Origin of the sequence: Brenneria izadpanahii (assembly GCF_017569925.1) — a bacterium.
Classification (GTDB): Bacteria; Pseudomonadota; Gammaproteobacteria; order Enterobacterales; family Enterobacteriaceae; genus Brenneria; species Brenneria izadpanahii.
Genome location: NZ_CP050854.1, coordinates 888,769 through 909,514, shown reverse-complemented (window position 1 = coordinate 909,514; position 20,746 = coordinate 888,769). Strand labels below are relative to the sequence as shown.

18 protein-coding genes, 1 pseudogene and 1 CRISPR repeat array are annotated in these 20,746 nt (G+C 50.6%); of the genes and pseudogenes, 12 read left to right on the top strand and 7 right to left on the bottom strand.

The window, feature by feature from the left end; all coding sequences use genetic code 11:
• Positions 1-253: 253 nt before the first annotated feature.
• Entirely contained in the window at positions 254-1,186 is a 933-nt protein-coding gene (locus HC231_RS04000) for a LysR family transcriptional regulator (RefSeq protein WP_208229827.1), read from the top strand.
• A 253-nt stretch (positions 1,187-1,439) separates the two neighbouring features.
• Here HC231_RS04000 and HC231_RS03995 read toward each other — a convergent pair whose 3' ends face one another.
• On the bottom strand, positions 1,440-1,571 hold the full coding sequence (locus tag HC231_RS03995; RefSeq protein WP_121589180.1) for an entericidin A/B family lipoprotein: 132 nt from the start codon (positions 1,569-1,571) through the stop codon (positions 1,440-1,442).
• 302 nt (positions 1,572-1,873) lie between these two features.
• Between HC231_RS03995 and HC231_RS23825 the strand changes: the two genes are divergently transcribed.
• The 3 genes from HC231_RS23825 to pspG all read left to right on the top strand — a co-directional run bounded on the left by HC231_RS23825 (position 1,874) and on the right by pspG (position 4,128).
• On the top strand, positions 1,874-2,077 hold the full coding sequence (locus HC231_RS23825; protein ID WP_343073012.1) for a YnfU family zinc-binding protein: 204 nt from the start codon (positions 1,874-1,876) through the stop codon (positions 2,075-2,077).
• Positions 2,078-2,706: 629 nt separating this feature from the next.
• Positions 2,707-3,705 carry a tRNA dihydrouridine(20/20a) synthase DusA gene (dusA, locus tag HC231_RS03990; RefSeq protein ID WP_208229826.1) on the top strand — a complete coding sequence of 333 codons (999 nt, stop codon included), beginning with the start codon at positions 2,707-2,709 and terminating at the stop codon, positions 3,703-3,705.
• 201 nt (positions 3,706-3,906) lie between these two features.
• The gene (gene pspG / locus HC231_RS03985) at positions 3,907-4,128 is read left to right on the top strand and encodes an envelope stress response protein PspG (RefSeq protein ID WP_208229825.1); all 222 of its coding nucleotides are present in this window, start codon (positions 3,907-3,909) and stop codon (positions 4,126-4,128) included.
• Positions 4,129-4,424: 296 nt separating this feature from the next.
• Here the strand turns inward: pspG and HC231_RS03980 are convergent, their stop codons facing one another.
• Entirely contained in the window at positions 4,425-5,033 is a 609-nt protein-coding gene (locus tag HC231_RS03980; RefSeq protein ID WP_095835646.1) for a LysE family translocator, read from the bottom strand.
• 4 nt (positions 5,034-5,037) lie between these two features.
• Positions 5,038-6,474, bottom strand: coding sequence for a radical SAM protein (locus HC231_RS03975; RefSeq protein WP_208229824.1), 1,437 nt, complete (start codon positions 6,472-6,474; stop codon positions 5,038-5,040).
• Positions 6,475-6,844: 370 nt separating this feature from the next.
• On the opposite strand from HC231_RS03975, the pseudogene HC231_RS03970 reads away from it, so the two are divergent.
• Positions 6,845-7,054 (top strand): annotated as a pseudogene (locus HC231_RS03970) (DUF4158 domain-containing protein); the annotation flags it as partial.
• On the top strand, positions 7,050-7,205 hold the full coding sequence (locus tag HC231_RS24310) for a hypothetical protein (RefSeq protein ID WP_183092097.1): 156 nt from the start codon (positions 7,050-7,052) through the stop codon (positions 7,203-7,205). The pseudogene HC231_RS03970 and the gene HC231_RS24310, both read left to right, overlap by 5 nt.
• 546 nt (positions 7,206-7,751) lie before the next feature.
• On the opposite strand, the gene HC231_RS03960 is transcribed toward HC231_RS24310, so the two are convergent.
• On the bottom strand, positions 7,752-8,741 hold the full coding sequence (locus HC231_RS03960; protein WP_208229823.1) for a quinone oxidoreductase: 990 nt from the start codon (positions 8,739-8,741) through the stop codon (positions 7,752-7,754).
• A gap of 149 nt (positions 8,742-8,890) precedes the next feature.
• Between HC231_RS03960 and dnaB the strand changes: the two genes are divergently transcribed.
• The gene (gene dnaB / locus HC231_RS03955; protein ID WP_048637554.1) at positions 8,891-10,297 is read left to right on the top strand and encodes a replicative DNA helicase; all 1,407 of its coding nucleotides are present in this window, start codon (positions 8,891-8,893) and stop codon (positions 10,295-10,297) included.
• 96 nt (positions 10,298-10,393) lie between these two features.
• Complete coding sequence (gene alr / locus HC231_RS03950) at positions 10,394-11,473, top strand: alanine racemase (RefSeq protein ID WP_208229822.1); 1,080 nt, start codon at positions 10,394-10,396, stop codon at positions 11,471-11,473.
• A gap of 65 nt (positions 11,474-11,538) precedes the next feature.
• On the opposite strand, the gene HC231_RS03945 is transcribed toward alr, so the two are convergent.
• Complete coding sequence (locus tag HC231_RS03945; RefSeq protein WP_208229821.1) at positions 11,539-12,303, bottom strand: transporter substrate-binding domain-containing protein; 765 nt, start codon at positions 12,301-12,303, stop codon at positions 11,539-11,541.
• A 39-nt stretch (positions 12,304-12,342) separates the two neighbouring features.
• On the bottom strand, positions 12,343-13,728 hold the full coding sequence (locus tag HC231_RS03940) for an amino acid permease (RefSeq protein ID WP_208229820.1): 1,386 nt from the start codon (positions 13,726-13,728) through the stop codon (positions 12,343-12,345).
• A 363-nt stretch (positions 13,729-14,091) separates the two neighbouring features.
• On the opposite strand from HC231_RS03940, the gene HC231_RS03935 reads away from it, so the two are divergent.
• The 4 genes from HC231_RS03935 to HC231_RS03920 all read left to right on the top strand — a co-directional run bounded on the left by HC231_RS03935 (position 14,092) and on the right by HC231_RS03920 (position 18,581).
• Positions 14,092-14,571 carry an Lrp/AsnC family transcriptional regulator gene (locus HC231_RS03935; RefSeq protein ID WP_208229819.1) on the top strand — a complete coding sequence of 160 codons (480 nt, stop codon included), beginning with the start codon at positions 14,092-14,094 and terminating at the stop codon, positions 14,569-14,571.
• A 254-nt stretch (positions 14,572-14,825) separates the two neighbouring features.
• A complete protein-coding gene (locus HC231_RS03930; protein WP_208229818.1) occupies positions 14,826-15,440 on the top strand; it encodes a YitT family protein in 615 nt (204 codons plus the stop codon).
• A gap of 186 nt (positions 15,441-15,626) precedes the next feature.
• The gene (locus HC231_RS03925; RefSeq protein ID WP_208229817.1) at positions 15,627-16,820 is read left to right on the top strand and encodes an amino acid aminotransferase; all 1,194 of its coding nucleotides are present in this window, start codon (positions 15,627-15,629) and stop codon (positions 16,818-16,820) included.
• Between the two features lie 354 nt (positions 16,821-17,174).
• Positions 17,175-18,581: a glycoside hydrolase family 30 protein gene (locus HC231_RS03920; protein WP_208229816.1), complete on the top strand. Its 1,407-nt coding sequence runs from the start codon at positions 17,175-17,177 to the stop codon at positions 18,579-18,581.
• A 185-nt stretch (positions 18,582-18,766) separates the two neighbouring features.
• Positions 18,767-20,054: a CRISPR direct-repeat array (repeat unit 28 nt; unit sequence TTTCTGAGCTGCCTGTACGGCAGTGAAC).
• A gap of 129 nt (positions 20,055-20,183) precedes the next feature.
• Here the strand turns inward: HC231_RS03920 and cas6f are convergent.
• On the bottom strand, positions 20,184-20,738 hold the full coding sequence (cas6f, locus tag HC231_RS03915; RefSeq protein WP_208229815.1) for a type I-F CRISPR-associated endoribonuclease Cas6/Csy4: 555 nt from the start codon (positions 20,736-20,738) through the stop codon (positions 20,184-20,186).
• Positions 20,739-20,746 lie beyond the last annotated feature (8 nt).

The following is a 20,746-nucleotide window of genomic DNA, read 5'->3' as shown; positions in this document are numbered from 1 at the left end:
GACAAAATAACGTCATTCACGGCTCCCCGCCTGCGCAGATGCCGTGCTGAGCATCCGTAGTCAGGCCGTTCTCCCGTCATTGCCATGCCGGCGGGGATGACAGGGAGCATTAGGCGGCGGCCGTGAATGTGTTTTGCCAAAGCGTGTAAATGAATGCCAAGGTAATATTTTCTTATCTGGTAAACAAATATCGTTTTAAGCGGACTCTATTCATTTATGATATAGCTTGAGGCATCTTGGTGAGGGAGGTAACGTGGCGGCAATATCCCTACGGCATATTGAAATTTTCCATGCGGTGATGACTACCGGCAATCTGACAGAAGCCGCGGCGCTGCTGAACACCTCGCAGCCAACGGTCAGCCGCGAACTGGCGCGGTTTGAAAAGCTGATACAGATGACGCTGTTTGAACGCCTGCGCGGGCGGCTTTATCCCACCGCTCAGGGTTTGCAGCTGTTTGAAGAAGTCCAACGCTCTTATTACGGATTGGACAGGATCGTCAACGCCGCCGCGGATATCCGCCGTTTTCAGCAGGCTCAGCTCTCTATCGCCTGTCTGCCGGTATTCTCGCAGTCGCTGCTGCCGGACGTGTGCAAACCGCTGCTGGCCCGCTATCCGTCGCTCAACCTGCACATTATTCCGCAGGAGTCGCCGCTGTTGGAGGAGTGGCTGTCCGCCCAACGCCACGATCTGGGGCTGACCGAAAATAGCGCGACGCCCGCGGGTACGGAGCGTCAGACCCTGATGATGCTCAACGAAGTGTGCGTCCTTCCCGCCCGCCATCCTCTGGCGGCGAAAACGACGCTTTCCCCCGCCGATTTCGCCGCTGAACCTTTTATCAGCCTGTCGAGCGCCGACGGCTATCGCCAACTATTGGATAAGCTGTTTAGGGAGGAAGGCGTTTCCCGCCAGATGGTAGTGGAGACGCACAGCGCGGCGTCGGTCTGCGCCATGGTGCGCGCGGGCGTGGGCATCTCGATTGTCAATCCGTTGACCGCGCTGGACTACGCCGCTTCCGGCGTTGTGGTACGCCCTTTCAGCATCGATGTGCCCTTTACCGTCAGCCTGATTCGTCCGCTGCACCGCCCGGCCTCCGCGCTGGTTGATACCTTTATCGAACAGTTGCAACAGTATGCGGAAAATATTCCCGAGCGCTTACGGCAGGTATTGCAGCCAGGGTTAGCTTAACCCTGTCCGTCTTTTCTTTTGGCTATTTGGGCGGATGGCCGAGGTTGAATGATTTAGTCATGTATTCCTCCCGCGGTGGAGGATATGCATATTACGCGGCCATTCGGAGAATGGGGATGGTGATTGCATTACCATGCTTATTAGCAAACAAACTCGGTGAGAGTCAAAAAATCAAACTATTACGGTGAAATTAATCATGAGGCTTTTAGCGAGAGCGGTATAGCTCGCTCCCGGCGCAGAAAACGCAGCGCGTTTACTGCGCGCTGCGCTGTATTGCATTCCCGCCCGCTTCAACATCTTCCCCTACGCCGCGCGTGGTATTGCACCCAACAACGGCGGATAAGAGTAACGCGGAAAAAATAACGACAAGACTTTTCTTGAACATAGACATAAATAGTTCCTTCTTAGTGAAAATAAGCTTCCTGGTGATAAAAGACACCTGTTTAAGCGTAGTCGTATATTGGCTATCGTGCGATATTTTTCGGCTATTTAATAACGTCAATAAAATTATGCCGCCGGATTTTTCTATCGCGTCATTTAATTATCCAACACATCATAGACTTATTTTTATTTCCACATTTCGCCAGCGATAAAAATTTTTACCGCCGCCTTACTCTCCGCGCAAAAACGAATAATAAATAAACCAATACGAGCTATTACCCTAAAAATGGCCTATAATCACTACCCATGCATCTACTGGTAAAACATATGTTTATCTTCAATAGCCTCAAGATGTTTCGTGACACATCAATTGAAGTCACCTGCCCCAAATGCGCCCAGGCATCAGAACAGAATCAAAGCAGATTTCGTAAAAATATCATTATGATTTGTCCGCACTGCGGCCATTATTTTCAAAGAGTTTTAGATAAAGATCTTAAAAAGAATTCATAAGTATTTTGTTAGAAAAGCGTCAGGAAAAGTCATGCAGACAGAAGGTTGCCTCATGTCTTTAGTTTTCTATTTAACATGGTTAATTCTATATCCGCTTAATATCGCTCAATATTAACCAGAGCGATCGTCAGTATTACATCAAGATGAGGACAAAAAAGTAAAATCACTAATTTTCTCCTAACCGCCTTTATTTCCTCATCAACAGTTTTTTCCAATATATGCCAGCAGCTTATAATAATGCGTCACTTCGTGTTAAAAACCGTTATGGCTGCTATTTCATGTTCTTATTTCGCTCGTGATGAAAAAAAGAATATCCAAATAGCCATAACAGACTATTCCATATACGTTTTTTCCATAGAGAACATTCTATTATACACTCGTGATACCTCTCTTTGCGCAACAAAGCGTTATCGTTCCGTGGGTTCAAATCGTTCCTTTTCCATCCCGGCATCTGACGCAGGCCGCACGGCGCATCGTCACGCGAGCGTTTCTCTATGTTATAGTAGGCGGCGACATTGTCTTTCCCTTTCCGATCCCATGCAATGGCAGCGATGCAAAGGTGTGGATAAAGCGAAAATTCGACAGAACCATCAAAGATATAACCTCGGAAAAAACCAGCCAAAACAAGCATGAATACTGATAATCCGCAGAAATACCGCCTCCAACGTTTCTCCATTGCGCCGATGCTCGACTGGACAGACCGGCACTGCCGCTATTTTCTCCGCCAGCTAACCAGCCAGACCTTGCTGTACACCGAGATGGTCACTACCGGCGCCATTATTCACGGTAAAGGGGACTATCTGGCCTACAACGAGGAAGAGCACCCGCTGGCGTTGCAGTTGGGCGGCAGCGATCCCCAGGCGCTAGCGCGCTGCGCGCGGTTGGCGGAACAGCGCGGCTATGACGAGGTGAACCTGAACGTCGGATGCCCGTCCGATCGGGTACAGAACGGCCGGTTCGGCGCCTGTCTGATGGGGGAGGCACCCCTGGTGGCGGACTGCATCAAGGCGATGAAAGATCGGGTCTCCATTCCGGTGACGGTAAAAACCCGCATTGGCATAGACGATCGCGACAGCTATGAATTTCTGTGCGAATTTATCCAAACCGTTGCCGAACGCGGCGGGTGCGACACGTTTATTGTCCATGCCCGTAAAGCCTGGCTGTCCGGGCTGAGCCCCAAAGAAAACCGTGAGATTCCGCCGCTGGATTATCCGCGCGTATATCAACTGAAGCGTGATTTCCCGGCGCTGACCATCGCCATTAACGGCGGCGTGAAAACGCTGGCGGACGCCAAAACGCACCTGCAGCATCTGGATGGCGTCATGATGGGGCGGGAGGCGTACCAAAACCCCGGTATTCTGGCGCAGGTCGATCGTGAGCTATTCGATTCGTCCACGGCCGATCCGCAGCTCGTTGCCGTCGTCGAAGCGATGTATCCCTATATCGAACGCGAATTATCGGCTGGCGCCTCGCTCGGCCATATCACCCGCCATATGCTCGGTCTGTTTCAGGGCGTACCCGGCGCGCGCCAGTGGCGTCGTCACCTAAGCGAAAACGCCCATAAGCCTGGGGCGGATACCCGCGTGGTGGCGCAAGCGCTGGCATTAGTTAATCATTCCGCAGCTTAAAAAAGCCAACAGTTGGTCTTTTTGACCAACCCTGCATGTTCTCTCTTTTTCTCATCGCTGATAAATCAATCAGTTATCGGCGATAAAATCTGGCACGCTTCTTGTAATGACTTTGGTAAGTATGACAACCGTCGGGATAGTCCTCACGGTTTGTCGATCTATCACAATAAAAATAGATACCAGCCACCACAGGAGCACGCCATGTTGGAGATTTTCTTCGTTATCGGGTTTTTTATCATGCTGATGGTGACCGGCGTGTCACTGTTAGGCGTTCTTGCCGCTCTGTTTATCGCCGCTGTTTTCATGCTGGTTGGAGGGCTGTTCGTCATAGCGATAAAAGTACTGCCCTGGCTCTTGCTGGCGGTAGCGGTTGTTTGGCTGTGGCGTCATTTCCAGCAAAAACCGGTGCGTTATTATCGCTGACAGGCCGGTAAGCAGTGGAAGTGGTTAACACCCTGTGGCCAAAAGGCAATGAGGGTGGCTAGAAGACTATGGGGCTATCTTCTCGTGATCGATATGCCCTCCGCATTCCAGTAGGCAGCTAACCTGACACACAAGATATACGGAACATGGTAAGCCCATATGTGAAAACAGCGTGATGAGAAGCCTTGCCGGGTAACAATAAATGCCTTTGAGAGGTTTGAGCGGAGTACGGTGAAAGTCGCACTCCGTTCTTAGGAGAGCACAGTCAGACAACTGGCTGTGCTTATCCGACAGTACTACCGCAGAAAAAAGATACTAACGCCGGTGCATATGATACCCAGAGCAAAAGACCGGCTAACATAGACATTATTCGCAAACATCTTCTTTAAAAGCCCGCCAGCCAGGACATAACTCAAAAAACACGCATAAGCAATTGCCGCAATAGGAAATAAAATAACTAATGCTTGGCTAAGTATCGAAATTTTGACGTCGATGAAAGATGGGAAGAATGCTACAAAAAACACAATAGCCTTTGGGTTAGCAATGGCAAAAATAAAGCCTTGAGTGAATGTGGAAATAACTCTGCTTTTTTGATCACCAACGTCACCACCATCAATTCCATTAGCCATAAAAAGTCTTACACCGATATAGATGATATAAACTGCACCGGCAATTTTAATTACCTTCATCAAATTCTCACTCACATCGCCAATGGTGTAGATCACCGCAAGTGAAATCAGAGCCTGAATCACGGATGCTGTAACGTTACCTAACGCGGCCACGTTCCCCAGCATAAAACCATTTCTTTTCTGACCTACACACATAGCCAGCATCATAGAAGGGCCTGGAATCATCGAAGCTATAAAAATAGTGCTGCAGTAGGTGAATAACAGACCGGTTTGCATGGTCTCACTCCTCAGTCTTTTTGAGTATGCTTTGCTGCCGGTTATTTAACGCGTTCTCAACTGTAATAACGCCACTTGCCGCCAACTCTGCCAGTTTGCGGCCTTCCTGAATGTATTCAGAAATAACGCTTTGATCACGCTGTTTCTTTAGTCCCTTCACTATATGCCCCTGAAAGACTTCGCCGGTGATTGTGAGGTTATAAACACCATCTGAACCTAGACGTATCAGACCTTGTGAAATAAAGTCTCTGAAAGCATCCTGCTGTGTCTGGTCAATGATTCCCTCACGCACGAGGTCTTCATAGACCGACTTTTTTAAACCGTGATAGTTGAGAGGAAAACCCCATAAAGCCATATCCTTTTGCTTATCCAGTGAGCACTTAAAGAGATCATACGGCAATCTTCCTCGCTTAACGTCGTTGATCCAGTCGTCAAGATTGGTTTTATTTTCCACCCTTAAGCCAGGAAAATAACCGACTGCAGAAGCCCCTACCGCAATGAGGAAATCATTGTAAGCATGAGCACCCAAACATTCATTGCCTTTGATTTTCTGCAGATCTTGTACAGGTACGTCTGAAATATCAATGTATGTATTTGTCCCGTAACGTCGCCAGCCATGACGCTGCAACGTTGAAAATGTGTGTAATCGGAGATTAGCGTGATGTTCCTCTGTGGGAGGTGTAGGGATGTGTCCAGCTAAAACATCAGCTATGAATGCCGGTGCCGATCCCTGACTGAAAAGATAGGAACTAATACAGTTAATCGACGGATGGTTAATGAAATATTCCAGATCGCTCATAACATCATCAAGTGACTGTTCTGGGAAGCCTGTCATTAAATCCACATTTACAACTGGAATCGTTTTGCGTAGTTGTGCACTTACCTCATCGAACTTGCGTAGACGCTGTGGCATCTTAATGTATTTGCGGATTGTCGGGTTAAGAATCTGCACTCCAAAGGAGGCCTTTGTTACAGGATATTTTCCTAGCGCTTCCAGAAACTCAGGGCGCACACTGTAAAGAGAAAACTCCACTGCTATTTCAGTCTCGGTATGAAAGCCAGGCAGATTAACCAGATACAGCAAAATTAGGCCAATCTGATCATTAAGCAGGTCAGGGCTACCTCCGCCAATGTGAATAGTGTCAATCTTCTTGCTCTTGAGCCCGGTTCTTTCGTAAATATCGTCTAGTTGAGTAATAACCAGATTCGCATAGTCCCGCGCTTCCTCAAACGCCAGCGAATTACCACCAGAGAACGCGCAAAAGCTACATTTCTGAGTGCAAAAAGGAACGTGGATATAAATCTGTAAATTGGAATCTTCATTCCATTTGAGGTTAATGAGTTGCTCTTCTACCTGCTTAGCACTCAGTGTGGCATCGGGCTTCATCCAGTAGTCTACGTTGTTCTCTGCAAGCTTGGTAAAACTAGTACCTAATAGCATATGACATCCCTATCTAAGATTGTTTGTTACTAAGTCTCAAATGTCATTGCGGTAATGACATAATTATTTGTAACACCATATTTAAGTTATGGGTATTTATTTTTGTGGTGCATTAAACTCAGTTTAAATAATTTTATTCCTTTTTTTTATATTATTTGAAATGATATTTTTTGCGGGGGGGGCGTGGAGGGGGAATTGTAGAGTATTAATTTGAAAAAGTTGTTTGAATAAGAATATGCTGCAAGCGCGTGAAACAATGCTAGTTCTGCATAGGTTGCAAAAAGTATCAGTTTGGACATGGGAATCTATTTATTATACAGAGTGTACCCTTACGCTATAACCATTACCATTAAAAATATCATGCCGAATAATTAACGAGGAAAATTATTATAACAAGGGGAAGATTCTTTCACTGTCGGTAAGAGAATTATTACTGGCATTAGCTGACGATGAATTAACGCTGACCCGAATGGCATATTTCAGCGAACGTGATCTGGCTCTTATCAATGCTCACCGCAAACCCGCCAGCCGTTTTTGTTTTGCCGTTCTTCTCTGCTATCTGAAAAAAAACGGCGGTGCGGGCTGACCATATCCAGGCATCGGCTCTGCAACTGAACTTACCCATCTGCGCCCTGTCCGGCAGTAACCTCAAACCGGTGACCGATAGCGTCCAGAGCACGCCGGTGTTGTTACATCAGCCTTATCAGACAGATGTTGAGCAGTTATTGTGAGCCCAAAAGAATGGATGACGAGCCGTTACAGGTAACAATCGGGCGAGACGTCAAAAATTGCAAGGCAGAGTGCAAAATTGTGCGCCAGCAGATATTTTTTCACCATCGTGGCTGCTAGGATGACGCCACGTTTTTATCTGCCTTGCAAAGATAGCGTGTAGATCGTCATTGCCTGCAAAACGGGCGGTTCAACACAACAAGGCAAACAGATTTCATCATCGTCTGGGAAATAAAATAATCGCCACTCGGCACAATGGCGCCCCATGCGATATCCGCTGTACCCTACATGCAGCTTGATGAAATAAGCGTCACGGCAAAGGCCTCCGACAGGAGGCCTGAGGTTGATGACAAACCTTCCCAAACCCGTCATTCCCGCGTAGGCGGGAATCAGCCAATGGCTGTTTACGGTTTCAGCAGGAGATTCCCGCCTACTACTGCGGGAATGACCGCGCTGGGGCCGTGAAGGATGACAGAGGTATATTAGGGGCTTTGTCAGCAGTCTGAGGCCTCCGACAGGAGGCCTTTTGCTTTGTTGGACGCGGCGGATTACAAACCGGGGATCAGCAGGCTGGATCCCTGGGTGCGGCGGCTCTCCAATGCCCGATGCGCGCTCTGCGCATCCGCCAGCGCAAATTTCTGGCTGTCCGGCACGTTAACGGTAACCGCACCGCTGGCAATCATGGAGAACAGCGCATTGCTGGCCTGTTCCAGTTCCTTCCGGGTAGTAACATAGCCATGCAGCGACGGACGGGTAACATACAGCGACCCTTTCTGGTTCAGTATGCCCAGATTCACGCCGGTTATCGGCCCAGACGCATTGCCAAAGCTAACCATCAGCCCACGACGTTTCAAGCTATCCAGCGACGCTTCCCAGGTATCTTTACCCACCGAGTCATAAACGACGGCAACCTTCTCGCCGCCGGTCAGTTCGGCCACCCGCCCGGCGATGTTTTCCGTGCGGTAATTAATCGTTTCCCAGGCGCCCGCCTGCTTTGCCCGCTGCGCTTTTTCATCAGAGCCAACGGTGCCAATCAGTTTAGCGCCCAACGCCTTCGCCCACTGGCAGGCAATCAACCCGACTCCGCCCGCGGCGGCGTGGAACAAAAAGGTTTCGTTCGGTTTGATTTCATAAACCTGACGCAGCAGGTAGTGCACCGTCAGCCCTTTCAGGAAAGACGCCGCCGCCTGCTCAAAGCTAATGGCATTCGGCAGGATGGCGACTCTCTCTTCCGCTACGTTATGTATATCGCTGTAGGCTCCCAACCCCGACTGAGCGTAAACCACCCGATCGCCGACCTTAATCACCCCGGCGCCAGAGCCGACTTTGGTCACCACGCCGGCCGCTTCCGTACCCAACCCGGAAGGAAAACTCGCGACCGGATACAATCCGCTGCGGATATAGGTATCGATGAAATTAACGCCGACTGCGCGATTCTCTATCTGAACCTCGCCCGCGGCGGGATCGGTCGGGGTAAAATCGACGTATTGCAAAACATCCGGACCGCCGTGGCTGTTGAACTGAATACGTTTTGCCATATCATTTATTTCCTCATATGAACCATCTTTAATATCATCATGTGGGTATGGTAGTGCATATATGGTGCGTATATAGTGCGTATTCGTTGCATTCAGATATACAATGCCCCCTTCCTTAATCGTAAATCAACCGGTAAAGAACTCGTTTCATGGCAGAAAAAAGACCAACCAATAAATCGAACGAACCCCGCGATCGCCAAATGGAAGGTTTAAAACTTCCGCCACATTCGCTGGAAGCGGAACAGTCGGTATTGGGCGGCCTGATGCTGGATAATGAACGCTGGGACAACGTTGCCGAGCGCGTTGTCGCCAATGATTTCTACAATCGGGCCCACCGTCTTATTTTCACCGAGATGCAACGTCTGCTGGAAATGAGCAGGCCGATCGACCTGATCACCCTGTCCGAATCGCTTGAACAGCAAGGTTCCCTGGAGTCGGCGGGCGGCTTCGCCTATCTGGCCGAACTGGCTAAAAATACCCCCAGCGCCGCCAATATCGGCGCCTATGCCGATATCGTGCGGGAACGCGCCGTAGTGCGCGAAATGATCTCCGTCGCCAACGAAATCGCCGATGCGGGTTACGATCCGCAGGGGCGCAGCAGTGAAGATCTGCTCGATCTGGCTGAATCCCGCGTTTTCCAGATCGCCGAAAACCGCGCCAGCAAAGACGAAGGCCCGAAAAGTATCGATCGTATTCTGGAAGATACCGTTTCCCGTATCGAACAGCTTTATCAAAAACCGCACGACGGCGTTACCGGGGTATCGACCGGCTATCAGGATCTGGATAAGAAAACCGCAGGTCTGCAAAAATCGGATTTGATCATTGTGGCGGCGCGGCCCTCAATGGGTAAAACCACTTTCGCCATGAACCTGTGCGAAAACGCCGCCATGATGCAGGATAAACCGGTGCTGATCTTCAGCCTGGAAATGCCCGGCAATCAGATCATGATGCGTATGCTGGCGTCGCTGTCGCGCGTGGATCAAACCCGTATTCGTACCGGCCAGTTGGATGATGAAGACTGGGCGCGTATTTCCAGCACCATGGGGATCCTGCTGGAAAAACGCAATATGTATATCGATGACTCCTCCGGGCTGACGCCCACCGAGGTTCGATCCCGCGCCCGCCGGGTATTTCGTGAGCACGATGGTCTGAGTCTGATCATGATCGACTATCTGCAATTGATGCGCGTGCCGTCGCTGTCCGATAACCGTACGCTGGAAATTGCCGAAATATCCCGCTCGCTCAAAGCATTGGCAAAAGAATTGCAAGTCCCTGTCGTGGCGTTGTCCCAGCTTAACCGAAGTCTGGAACAGCGCGCAGATAAACGGCCGGTTAACTCCGACCTGCGCGAATCCGGTTCCATCGAACAGGATGCCGACCTGATTATGTTTATCTACCGTGATGAGGTTTATCATGAAAATAGCGACATGAAAGGCATAGCTGAAATTATTTTAGGCAAGCAGCGTAACGGTCCTATCGGTACCGTTCGGCTGACCTTTAACGGGCAGTGGTCGCGCTTTGATAATTACGCCGGACCACAATACGATGATGAATAATGCACGATGATAGATGCCCCGTACATTTCAAGATGCCGACAGGCGACACGCCCGGTGACTTGAAAGATAAAGGGTATCATGCGCTAAGGACACAGAATGAAAACGGCAACCGCCGTCATTAATCGCCGCGCTTTGCGTCACAATTTGCAACGGATCCGCGAACTGGCCCCACAGTGCCGCCTGGTTGCCGTTGTAAAAGCGAATGCCTACGGCCACGGACTCATTGAATCTGCTCACACCTTTTGCCACGCCGACTGCTACGGCGTCGCCCGGCTCACCGAAGCGCTGCAGCTACGCGCGGCCGGCATCAGCAAACCCATCCTGTTGCTAGAAGGTTTTTTCTCCGCCGACGACCTTCCGCTGTTGGCCGAACACCACCTTGAAACGGCCGTTCACAGCGTGGAACAACTCGCGGCGCTGGAACAGGCCGATCTGCCGCATCCAATCCGCGTATGGATGAAACTCGATACCGGCATGCACCGTCTCGGCGTATTGCCGGAGCACGCCGAAGCCTTCTACCAGCGGCTGACGCAATGCCACAATGTGGTGCAACCGGTGAACGTGATGAGCCATTTTTGCCGCGCGGACGAACCTCAAGTCGACACCACGGAACGCCAGTTGGCCTGTTTTGACGCCTTCACGCAAGGCAAACCCGGCTCCCAATCCATCGCCGCATCGGGCGGCATTCTGCTGTGGCCGCAGGCGCACCGCGATCAAATTCGTCCGGGCATCGTGCTGTACGGCGTATCGCCGACGGATAGCGAGTACGCCGCCGATTTCGGTTTACAACCGGCCATGACCTTCACTTCCCACCTGATTGCCGTACGCGAGCATAAGGCGGGGCAACCCGTCGGCTATGGCGGCATCTGGACCAGCGAGCGCGATACCAGACTGGGCGTCGTCGCTATCGGTTACGGCGACGGCTATCCGCGCAGCGCTCCCGCCGGCACGCCGGTGTGGATAAACGGCCGCGAAGTGCCGCTGGCCGGGCGGGTTTCAATGGATATGATTACGGTCGATCTCGGGCCGGACGCCCAGGATCAGGTTGGCGATCGGGCGATCCTGTGGGGCGATGTCTTGCCCGTCGAGAAGATCGCCGCGCATACCGGCATTAGCGCTTATGAATTAATCACGCGTTTAACACAGCGCGCTAAGCTGGAATATGTCGACGAATAACAGGCAGACAACAGGAGCCGTCCACAGTGGCTCCTGTCCTTCTCCGATAACAATTTTTATGTTCGCTACGGGCTGACCGCCAGCCACTCGCCGACAATCTTGTGGTACTCGCCGCTGGCTTTGCTCAGGTGCAGCCACTGATCGACATACGCCTTCCAGGCTATATCGTCGCGCGGCAGCATATAGGCCTTTTCACCATACTGTAACGGCTTATCCGGGTTAATCGCGCACAGTTCCGGGTAATGCTTCTGCTGAAACAGCGCTTCCGATGCTTCCGTCACCATTACATCCGCTTTTTTGTCCACCAGTTGCTGAAAAATGGTCACGTTGTCATGCAGTATCAACGTAGCCTGCGGCAGATATTTATGCGCGAAAGCCTCATTGGTGCCGCCCGCCGGTTCAATCAGACGGACCGACGGCTGATTAATCTGCTCAATCGTCTGGTACTTGTCTTTATTCTCACAGCGCGCCAGCGGGATTTTGCCATCCACATCCAGCGTCGTGGTGAAGAATGCCGCCTTTTGCCGCGCCAGGGTCACGGAGATGCCGCCCATCGCGATATCGCACTTACCAGCCTGTAAATCCGGTAGTAGCGTCTTCCAAGTGCTTTTAACCCAATTTACCTTTACGCCCAGACTTTGCGCCAGCGATTCGGCCATCGAGATATCAATCCCCTCATAGCGCCCGTCGTCACGCAGGTAGGTATAAGGTTTGTAGTCTCCGGTGGTGCATACGTTCAGCACGCCCTGATCCAACACCTTATCCAGGTGAGACTGCGCGCTGGCGCCCCCGGCAATCAACAACAGCACAAGTAAACTCCACTTTCTCATCGTATTTCCCCGCAACATTGAATAAGACTGATGCAACAGTCAACAATCGGCCTTCACAACCAACTCAGACGCCGTATTTTTTTTCTTTTTAACCACATAGCTGACCGCCAACACCAGCAGCCAACACGGGATCAGCCAGACGGAAATCTGAATCCCCGGCGTTATCGCCATCACAACCAGGATACCGGCCAGAAACAGCAGGCAGACGATATTCGTCAGCGGATAGCCCAGGCTTTTAAACCGCGTGTTTTCTCCCGCCTGTTTTTTAGCCATACGGAACTTCAAATGGGTAATGCAGATCATCGCCCAGTTGATCACCAGCGCGGAAACCACCAGCGCCATCAGCAGTGAAAACGCCTTGCCCGGCATAACGTAGTTAAGCAATACGCACAGCGCCGTCGCCAGCGCCGACACGCCCAGCGCCATCAGCGGAATACCGCCCTTATTCACCTTAAGCAGCGCTTGAGGCGCATTGCCCTGTTTCGCCAAACCAAACAACATACGACTGTTGCAATAAACACAGCTGTTATATACCGACAGCGCGGCCGACAGCACCACCAGATTCAACACGGTGGCGACGATATCGCTGTTCAGCGCATGGAAAATCAAAACGAAAGGACTGCCGCCCTCGACCACTTTCGGCCACGGATAAAGCGACAGCAACACCGCCAGCGCGCCGACATAAAACAGCAGAATACGATAAATCACCTGATTGGTGGCACGTGGGATGCTGCTTTCGGGATTATCAGCTTCGGCGGCCGTAATGCCCACCAGTTCCAGACCGCCGAAGGAGAACATGATCACCGCCATCGCCATCACCATGCCGCTGATGCCGTTGGGGAAAAAACCGCCGTGCCGCCACAGGTTGGTCACGCTGGCTTCCGGCCCGCCGGTGCCGCTGATCAGCAGATAGCCGCCGAACAGAATCATGCCGACGATCGCCGCGACTTTGATGATGGAAAACCAGAACTCCATCTCGCCGTAAACTTTAACGTTAGCCAGGTTGATGGCGTTAATCACCACGAAAAATACCGCCGCCGATACCCAGGTAGGAATATCCGGCCACCAATATTGAACATAGATGCCGACCGCGCTTAACTCGGCCATGCTGACCAACACGTAAAGCACCCAGTAATTCCAGCCGGACATAAACCCGGCGAAACCGCCCCAATATTTATGTGCGAAGTGGCTGAATGAACCGGCCACCGGCTCTTCCACCACCATTTCTCCTAGCTGGCGCATAATGAAAAAGGCGATAACCCCGGCAATGGCATAGCCGAGCAATACTGACGGCCCAGCCATTTTAATGGTTTGCGCAATCCCCAGGAAAAGACCGGTGCCGACTGCGCCCCCCAGCGCGATAAGTTGGATATGACGGTTTTTCAGGCCTCTTTTCAATTGGCCGTCTGACTGCTGTGTGTCCATATGTTTATCCCGACAAGAAGTAAAAAACTGCTCACCGGCGTAGCAACTATCAGGCCAACTGAGGCCGAGTTGTCGATACCACCGGTCGGCGAACGGAATAACTCAATGAAAAAACAGATAATTTATATTTTTCAAAAAATCACAATTCATGCATAAAATGACTTAATATGTTTATACTGCGCATTAAATAACCATTTAATGCATGAAAATGAATTATGAAGGGCTTTTTACGCATGATGGCGATCCATAATGGTGCGGGTTTTTCCGCTCATGCTATTGTTCATAGCCGTTGACCATCGACAAAGCGGGAGAAAAAGCTGCTAGTCTGTGATCTTGATTATTTGGCGCCGTTTAGAGAGAGCTATGTATCATATTGATGACTTTGATCTGAAAATCCTGACGCTATTACAGTCCAATGCGCGTCTGACTAATCAGGAATTAAGCGAACTGGTCGGGCTTTCCGCATCCCAGTGCTCCCGCCGCCGTGTGGCGTTGGAGCAGGCTCAACTCATTCTTGGCTATCACGCCCGTCTTTCCCCCAATGCCGTGGGGCTGGAGTGCCTGGGGTTGATTGAAGTGCGGCTGATTAACCATACCAACGAATATGTCGAAAGTTTCCACCGGATGCTGGGGGAAGTGGACGCCATCATCGACGCCTATAAAACTACTGGCGATGCCGACTATCTGTTGAAGGTGGCGGTAGCGGACCTGCCGGGATTAAGCGCCTTAATCAGCCAGATTCTGTCGCAGAATAAAAGCGTGGCGCATCTGAAAACCTCTGTGGTGCTCAATCGTCTCAAAGAGAATGGCTTGATGACGCCAGAACTGCCGACGTTGCCCTGATCCAGGGCAGCCCGCTTCCTATTGGTGCAATAATTTGACTGTTTTATGCATCAATCAATAAAATATGCACGCAATAAGCAAAACAAAGCCATTTAACGCAATATCCGAGCATTTTTTCATTCTTATAATTCAATAAGTTACTCTTATCCCTACCGGTAACCGGCCATATCAAAGCGTTATATGGTGTGATTCTTGCTTGATTCCGCTGTGTTTATTGATTTTTTACTCTATTGACTACCTATTGAGCCGCCATCATGGATAACGTTATTACCACAGACAAACTATCACACACTCCGCTGGAAGATATTCTGGCCATTTTGATTGGCACGCTGATGGTTTCTTTTGGCGTTGTTTTGCTACGTCAGTCCGGCGCGCTGACCGGCGGCACGGCTGGTATGGCTTTTCTGCTGCATTACCTGACGCATATCTCCTTCGGTACGGCGTTTTTCCTGCTTAATCTGCCGTTCTATTATCTGGCTATTCGTCGTATGGGCTGGAAATTCACCATCAAAACGTTCTTTGCCGTGGCGCTGGTTTCCCTGTTTTCCGACCTCCATCCGCTGTTCATTCATATGGATAAACTTAATCCGTTCTACGCCACGCTATTCGGCAGCGTTATTATGGGTCTGGGATTCATCGTTCTGTTCCGCCACAAGGCCAGCCTGGGCGGCGTGAACATCCTGGCGCTCTATCTACAGGACAGATACGGGATCCGCGCCGGGAAATTGCAAATGGGGGTAGATATTGTGATTGTACTGGCTTCCCTGTTCGTGGTAAGCATACCTATGCTGATTGCTTCAATACTGGGAGCGACCATTCTGAACCTGATTATTGCGATGAATCATCGTCCCGGCCGCTACGCGGTTTGACGGCCGGTAATCATGACCGTATTACCCGATGCCCATTTACTATACCCAATAGATTTCGAGTTGCAGGAAGGCGGCAAGTGCGTGAATCCCGATGAGCTTACTTCAGTAAGTGATTCGGGTGAGCAAACGCAGCCAACGCACCTGCAACTTGAAAGATGAAGGGTATATATCCAGGAGAGTTATACTGTGTTTCAAAAAGTTGATGCCTATGCTGGCGATCCGATTCTGTCATTGATGGAAAAGTTCAAACAGGATCCGCGCGCGGACAAGGTAAATTTGAGTATCGGTTTGTACTACGACGAACAGAATATTATTCCTCAGCTTCGCGCCGTCAGCGCCGCCGAAGACTATCTGGAACAACAGCCCAAGAGCGCCAGCTCTTATTTGCCGATGGAAGGTTTGCAGTCATACCGCACGGCGGTTCAGCATCTGCTGTTTGACGCACAACATCCGGCGATCGCCGCCAATCGCATTGCGACCATCCAGACGCTGGGCGGCTCAGGCGCGCTGAAAGTGGGTGCCGACTTTCTGAAGCGTTACTTCCCGAATTCTGAGGTATGGGTCAGCGATCCGACCTGGGAAAACCATATTGCGATCTTCTCCGGCGCGGGTTTCAAGGTGCATACCTACCCCTATTTTGACGCCGACAGCCTGGGCGTGAAATTTGACGCCATGCTGGCCGCGTTGCAACAGTTGCCGGCGCAAAGCATCGTGCTGCTGCATCCTTGCTGCCATAACCCAACCGGTTCCGACCTGACCAACGAGCAGTGGGATCGCGTTATCGAAGTGCTAATCAGCCGTGAATTGATTCCGTTTATGGATATCGCCTATCAGGGCTTTGGCGATGGCATCGATCAGGATGCTTACCCCATTCGCGCAGTGGCCAGCGCCGGCATTCCGGCGCTGATCGCCAATTCATTCTCTAAAATCTTCTCGCTGTACAGCGAACGCGTGGGCGGGCTTTCCGTGGTCTGTGAAGATGCCGAAACCGCACTGCGCGTACTGGGCCAGTTGAAGGCGACCGTTCGCCGCAACTACTCCTCGCCGCCGAATTTCGGCGCGCAGGTGGTGTCTAAAGTGCTCAATGACGCCGAACTAAACGCCAGCTGGCGCGCTGAAGTGGAAGAGATGCGCACGCGTATTCTGGAAATGCGTCAAACGCTGGTCGCCGCGTTGAAAGAAGCGCTGCCGGCGCGCAACTTTGATTACCTGCTGACCCAGCGCGGCATGTTCAGCTACACCGGCTTTAGCCCGGAGCAGGTCGATCGTCTGCGCGAAGAGTTTGGCGTCTATCTGATCGCCAGCGGCCGCATGTGCATGGCCGGCCTGAACCACGGCAATGTCCAACGCGTCGCCGCCGCTTTCGCCGCCATTCAGTAAGCGTTGCAGAGCCGCCGTCCGGCGGCTCTTACCTCTCCATTTTTACCGTCTTGGCCGTGAACATAGCGGTGCGGCGTATTTACGTCGTCAAACCGGTTACAGCGTATTCGTTCAGAAAGCGGATACCCACGCCCTTGCTGCATAAGCGAATAATAATTTAGTCGAGCCCGCTCACACCTTTTGCGCATTAACTTGAAATCCCGACTAACAGAGGATAAAAGTGTCATGCGGATTGTTACTGATTTTCGGCGTCAGGCAAAACCTAACCACATAACGAATGGTGTTCGTTATGTGGTTAGGTTTTTTTTTGCTCCAAAAACAGCTTAATAGCGATTAATCAGAAAAGGAAAAAAAATGATGAACCACCATCGGCTCCACCTGGCTTTTGTCATGGCGCTATTGACTCCCGCCGCCGCAATGGCCAACAACGTGACATGGATACAATCAGGTTTTAACGAACAAAAAAATGACATTGTCAGCTGGGAAAAAATGCCCGCTTTAGCGTGGGAGAAGTTCGACAACAGCGATTATCGAGTAATCGATATCGATATAAAAAAAACGCGGCAGAAATTCGAGGGTTTTGGCGGAACATTTAATGAGAAAGGTTGGGATGCTATTTCCGCCCTGCCGGAAAATAAAAAACAGGAGATCATTAAATCGCTATTTTCCGACAAGGAACTGAATCTCAACCTCGGACGGATACCTGTCGGCGCTAATGACTTCTCAATGGATTATTATTCACTGAATGATACTCCTAATGATTTCGCCATGAAAAACTTCTCCATCGAGCGGGATAAAAAATATCTGTTGCCTTATATAAAAGCGGCTTTGGTATATAAACCCGACCTGGCGTTTATTGCCTCCCCCTGGACGCCGCCGGCCTGGATGAAGGTTAATCAGCATTATGGATGCCGCGGTATGAAGGACGACGCCCACCTGATATGGACGCCGGAAGTTCAACGAGCCTATGCGCTGTATTTTTCAAAATTTCTCTCCGCCTACAAACAGGAAGGCGTCAACATTAACGCGCTGCATCTCCAGAACGAACCCGCCGCCTGTCAGGATTTTCCATCAAGTTTATGGAATGGGGAAGAAATGCGGGATTTCCTGCGGGATTATCTGATCCCGCAGTTAGATAAAGATCGGCAGACGGCCAAAGCCTGGCTGGGAACAATCAATTACGGCGATTATAAAGCCTACGCCGAACCCACGTTGGAAGATCCGGCGTTAAGAAATAAAATAGGCGGCATCGGCTACCAGTGGGACGGCAAATATGCCATTGCTGAAACCCATAAACGTTATCCTGAAGTAAAAATCGTCCAGACCGAATCAGAATGCGGCAAAGGCGAAAATGATATCTTCTCCGGCTTTTATACCTTCAGCCTGATTAAGACCTATCTCGATAACGGCGCCAGCGCATACATTTACTGGAATATGATTCTGGATGCCAGCGGTAATAGCACCTGGGGCTGGAAACAAAACTCCCTGATCTCCATTGATAGAATGCAGACCACCGTCAAATATAACTTTGAATATTATGTCCTGAAGCATTTCAGCGCATTATTAAAACCAGGCGCAGAGGTGTTAGATATCCACAACGATGAAGGTACGCTCGCTTTTAAAAATCCCAACGGCGAAATTGTGGTCGTTTCGGCTAACCAAACCTATTCGGAAAAAGAGATGAGATACAAGTTCAACGACAAAATGTTTAAAGTAAAACTACCGATGATGACTATTAGCAGTTTTGTTATCTCACAATAGATTTCACAACACAGAAAGACGGCAACAAAACCGATCCCCAGGAGCCGATGAAAATCGAGCGACTGGGGCGATAAGTCAAACTGGCGCAGATTTAAAGCGGTTTACCGCGGTCCGAAAGAAAGGAACCAGGTAATGTGCCGGCACGGCGGTGGGCCGAAGCCCCACCGCCTGCCGAATCCTGAACCTTTCTACGCTACCTGTGCGGCAGTGAACATGCTGCTGTCGGCGGCACGGTATAACCACCATTTCTGAGCTGCCTGTACGGCAGTGAACTACGGGTTTTTGCATTGTGTTTTGCAGGTAACTTTCTGAGCTGCCTGTACGGCAGTGAACGTTCTTCATTGAGGGCGGTGGCGTTATTGCCTTTTCTGAGCTGCCTGTACGGCAGTGAACTCCAGTTCAAGACCCTGCACGGCCGCCCGCACTTTCTGAGCTGCCTGTACGGCAGTGAACAACAAGACCTGTTTCACATCGCTAAATCACAGTTTCTGAGCTGCCTGTACGGCAGTGAACTAATCGACCTGATTATGTTGATATTGCTGTTATTTCTGAGCTGCCTGTACGGCAGTGAACACGAAACGCCCACGTTGTGGTCGATTTTGATATTTCTGAGCTGCCTGTACGGCAGTGAACTCGAGATTCCAGAATTTTCTGTGAACGCTCAATTTCTGAGCTGCCTGTACGGCAGTGAACGGCCATCAGGTTCTGCGTGGCGTCCAGTTCCGTTTCTGAGCTGCCTGTACGGCAGTGAACTCGCTGCTGATCGTGGCCATCAGGTTCTGCGTTTTCTGAGCTGCCTGTACGGCAGTGAACAAATTGAGTGTTTATAGCCACACGATCTGCATTTTCTGAGCTGCCTGTACGGCAGTGAACTGCTCAACATCATTTTTATTGAAATCCCCCGTTTTCTGAGCTGCCTGTACGGCAGTGAACTCCGTTTACGTAAATCGTCCACAGCGTCGTTATTTCTGAGCTGCCTGTACGGCAGTGAACGCGGCGCCGTCGGTTTGAAGCGCGTCGTTAACTTTCTGAGCTGCCTGTACGGCAGTGAACCACTTGCAGGCGGAGGCGTAACGAACGCACCATTTCTGAGCTGCCTGTACGGCAGTGAACAACGTCTCCGCGTATTTGCCCGGCAATTTGATTTTCTGAGCTGCCTGTACGGCAGTGAACTCGGAGCGCAAACGCGGTGGTTGATAAACAACTTTCTGAGCTGCCTGTACGGCAGTGAACCGGAATAACGGGGTCGCGGCGGTCCACATGGCTTTCTGAGCTGCCTGTACGGCAGTGAACAGTAGAAGGTCTTTCGCCGGAGTTCATCTCCTTTTCTGAGCTGCCTGTACGGCAGTGAACTGTCATATCCTCGGCCGGTACGCCGACGACCTTTTCTGAGCTGCCTGTACGGCAGTGAACTAATTGGGGCTTTATTTTATTTTGATGGTTCATTTCTGAGCTGCCTGTACGGCAGTGAACTGTTAGAAAATAACCGCGTTTACCTGATTGTTAAAGAAAAAATACATTTATAACGCAAAAACCCTTTTTCCAAGTTTTCGGTCAACCTTATATAAAATCAATAGGTTAAGATTGACCGAAAAAAAAGGGTCAAAACCAGGGGACAGTTGCGGTCGCGCTCAACCCAAATGAGCTAAACGTTCCTATCACCGGCATACTCTGAATCGGCCCTTGCGCAATAAACAGTTTAAATATTTGTCTGGATGACAAACTCTTTAACTGTAGAAACGGCAAGGTAGAGCGCTTTTCACAGGTAAGGGGAATCCTTTCCTCCGCCTGCTGTTCCGTCAGCCACCCTTTGGCTACCGAACGACGCCGCAAACGCAAGGCGCTGCTTTTCACCTGCACCCGCTGTACCGTGCGGAATTTAGCGTCGGCAGGAACCGGCAGAATCTCACTGGCTTGCGTATAGTCCCGCAATCCTTTCAACCAGGCATGATTCTGTAAGTCAGTTAATGCCGCAGCGGAGCCATGTATACGAATTATGTTCCCCAGCGTCTTGCCCGCATCGGGAAAACTTACGCCGATATCACCCTTTCCCCTTTGCCCCAACGCCCGATGCAGCTTGGCAAACAGCGCGTTAAGCAAATCGGCTGCGGTGAATTCAGGATCGGGCAATACCCGTATCTCTAGATAGTGATCCATACCCGCAT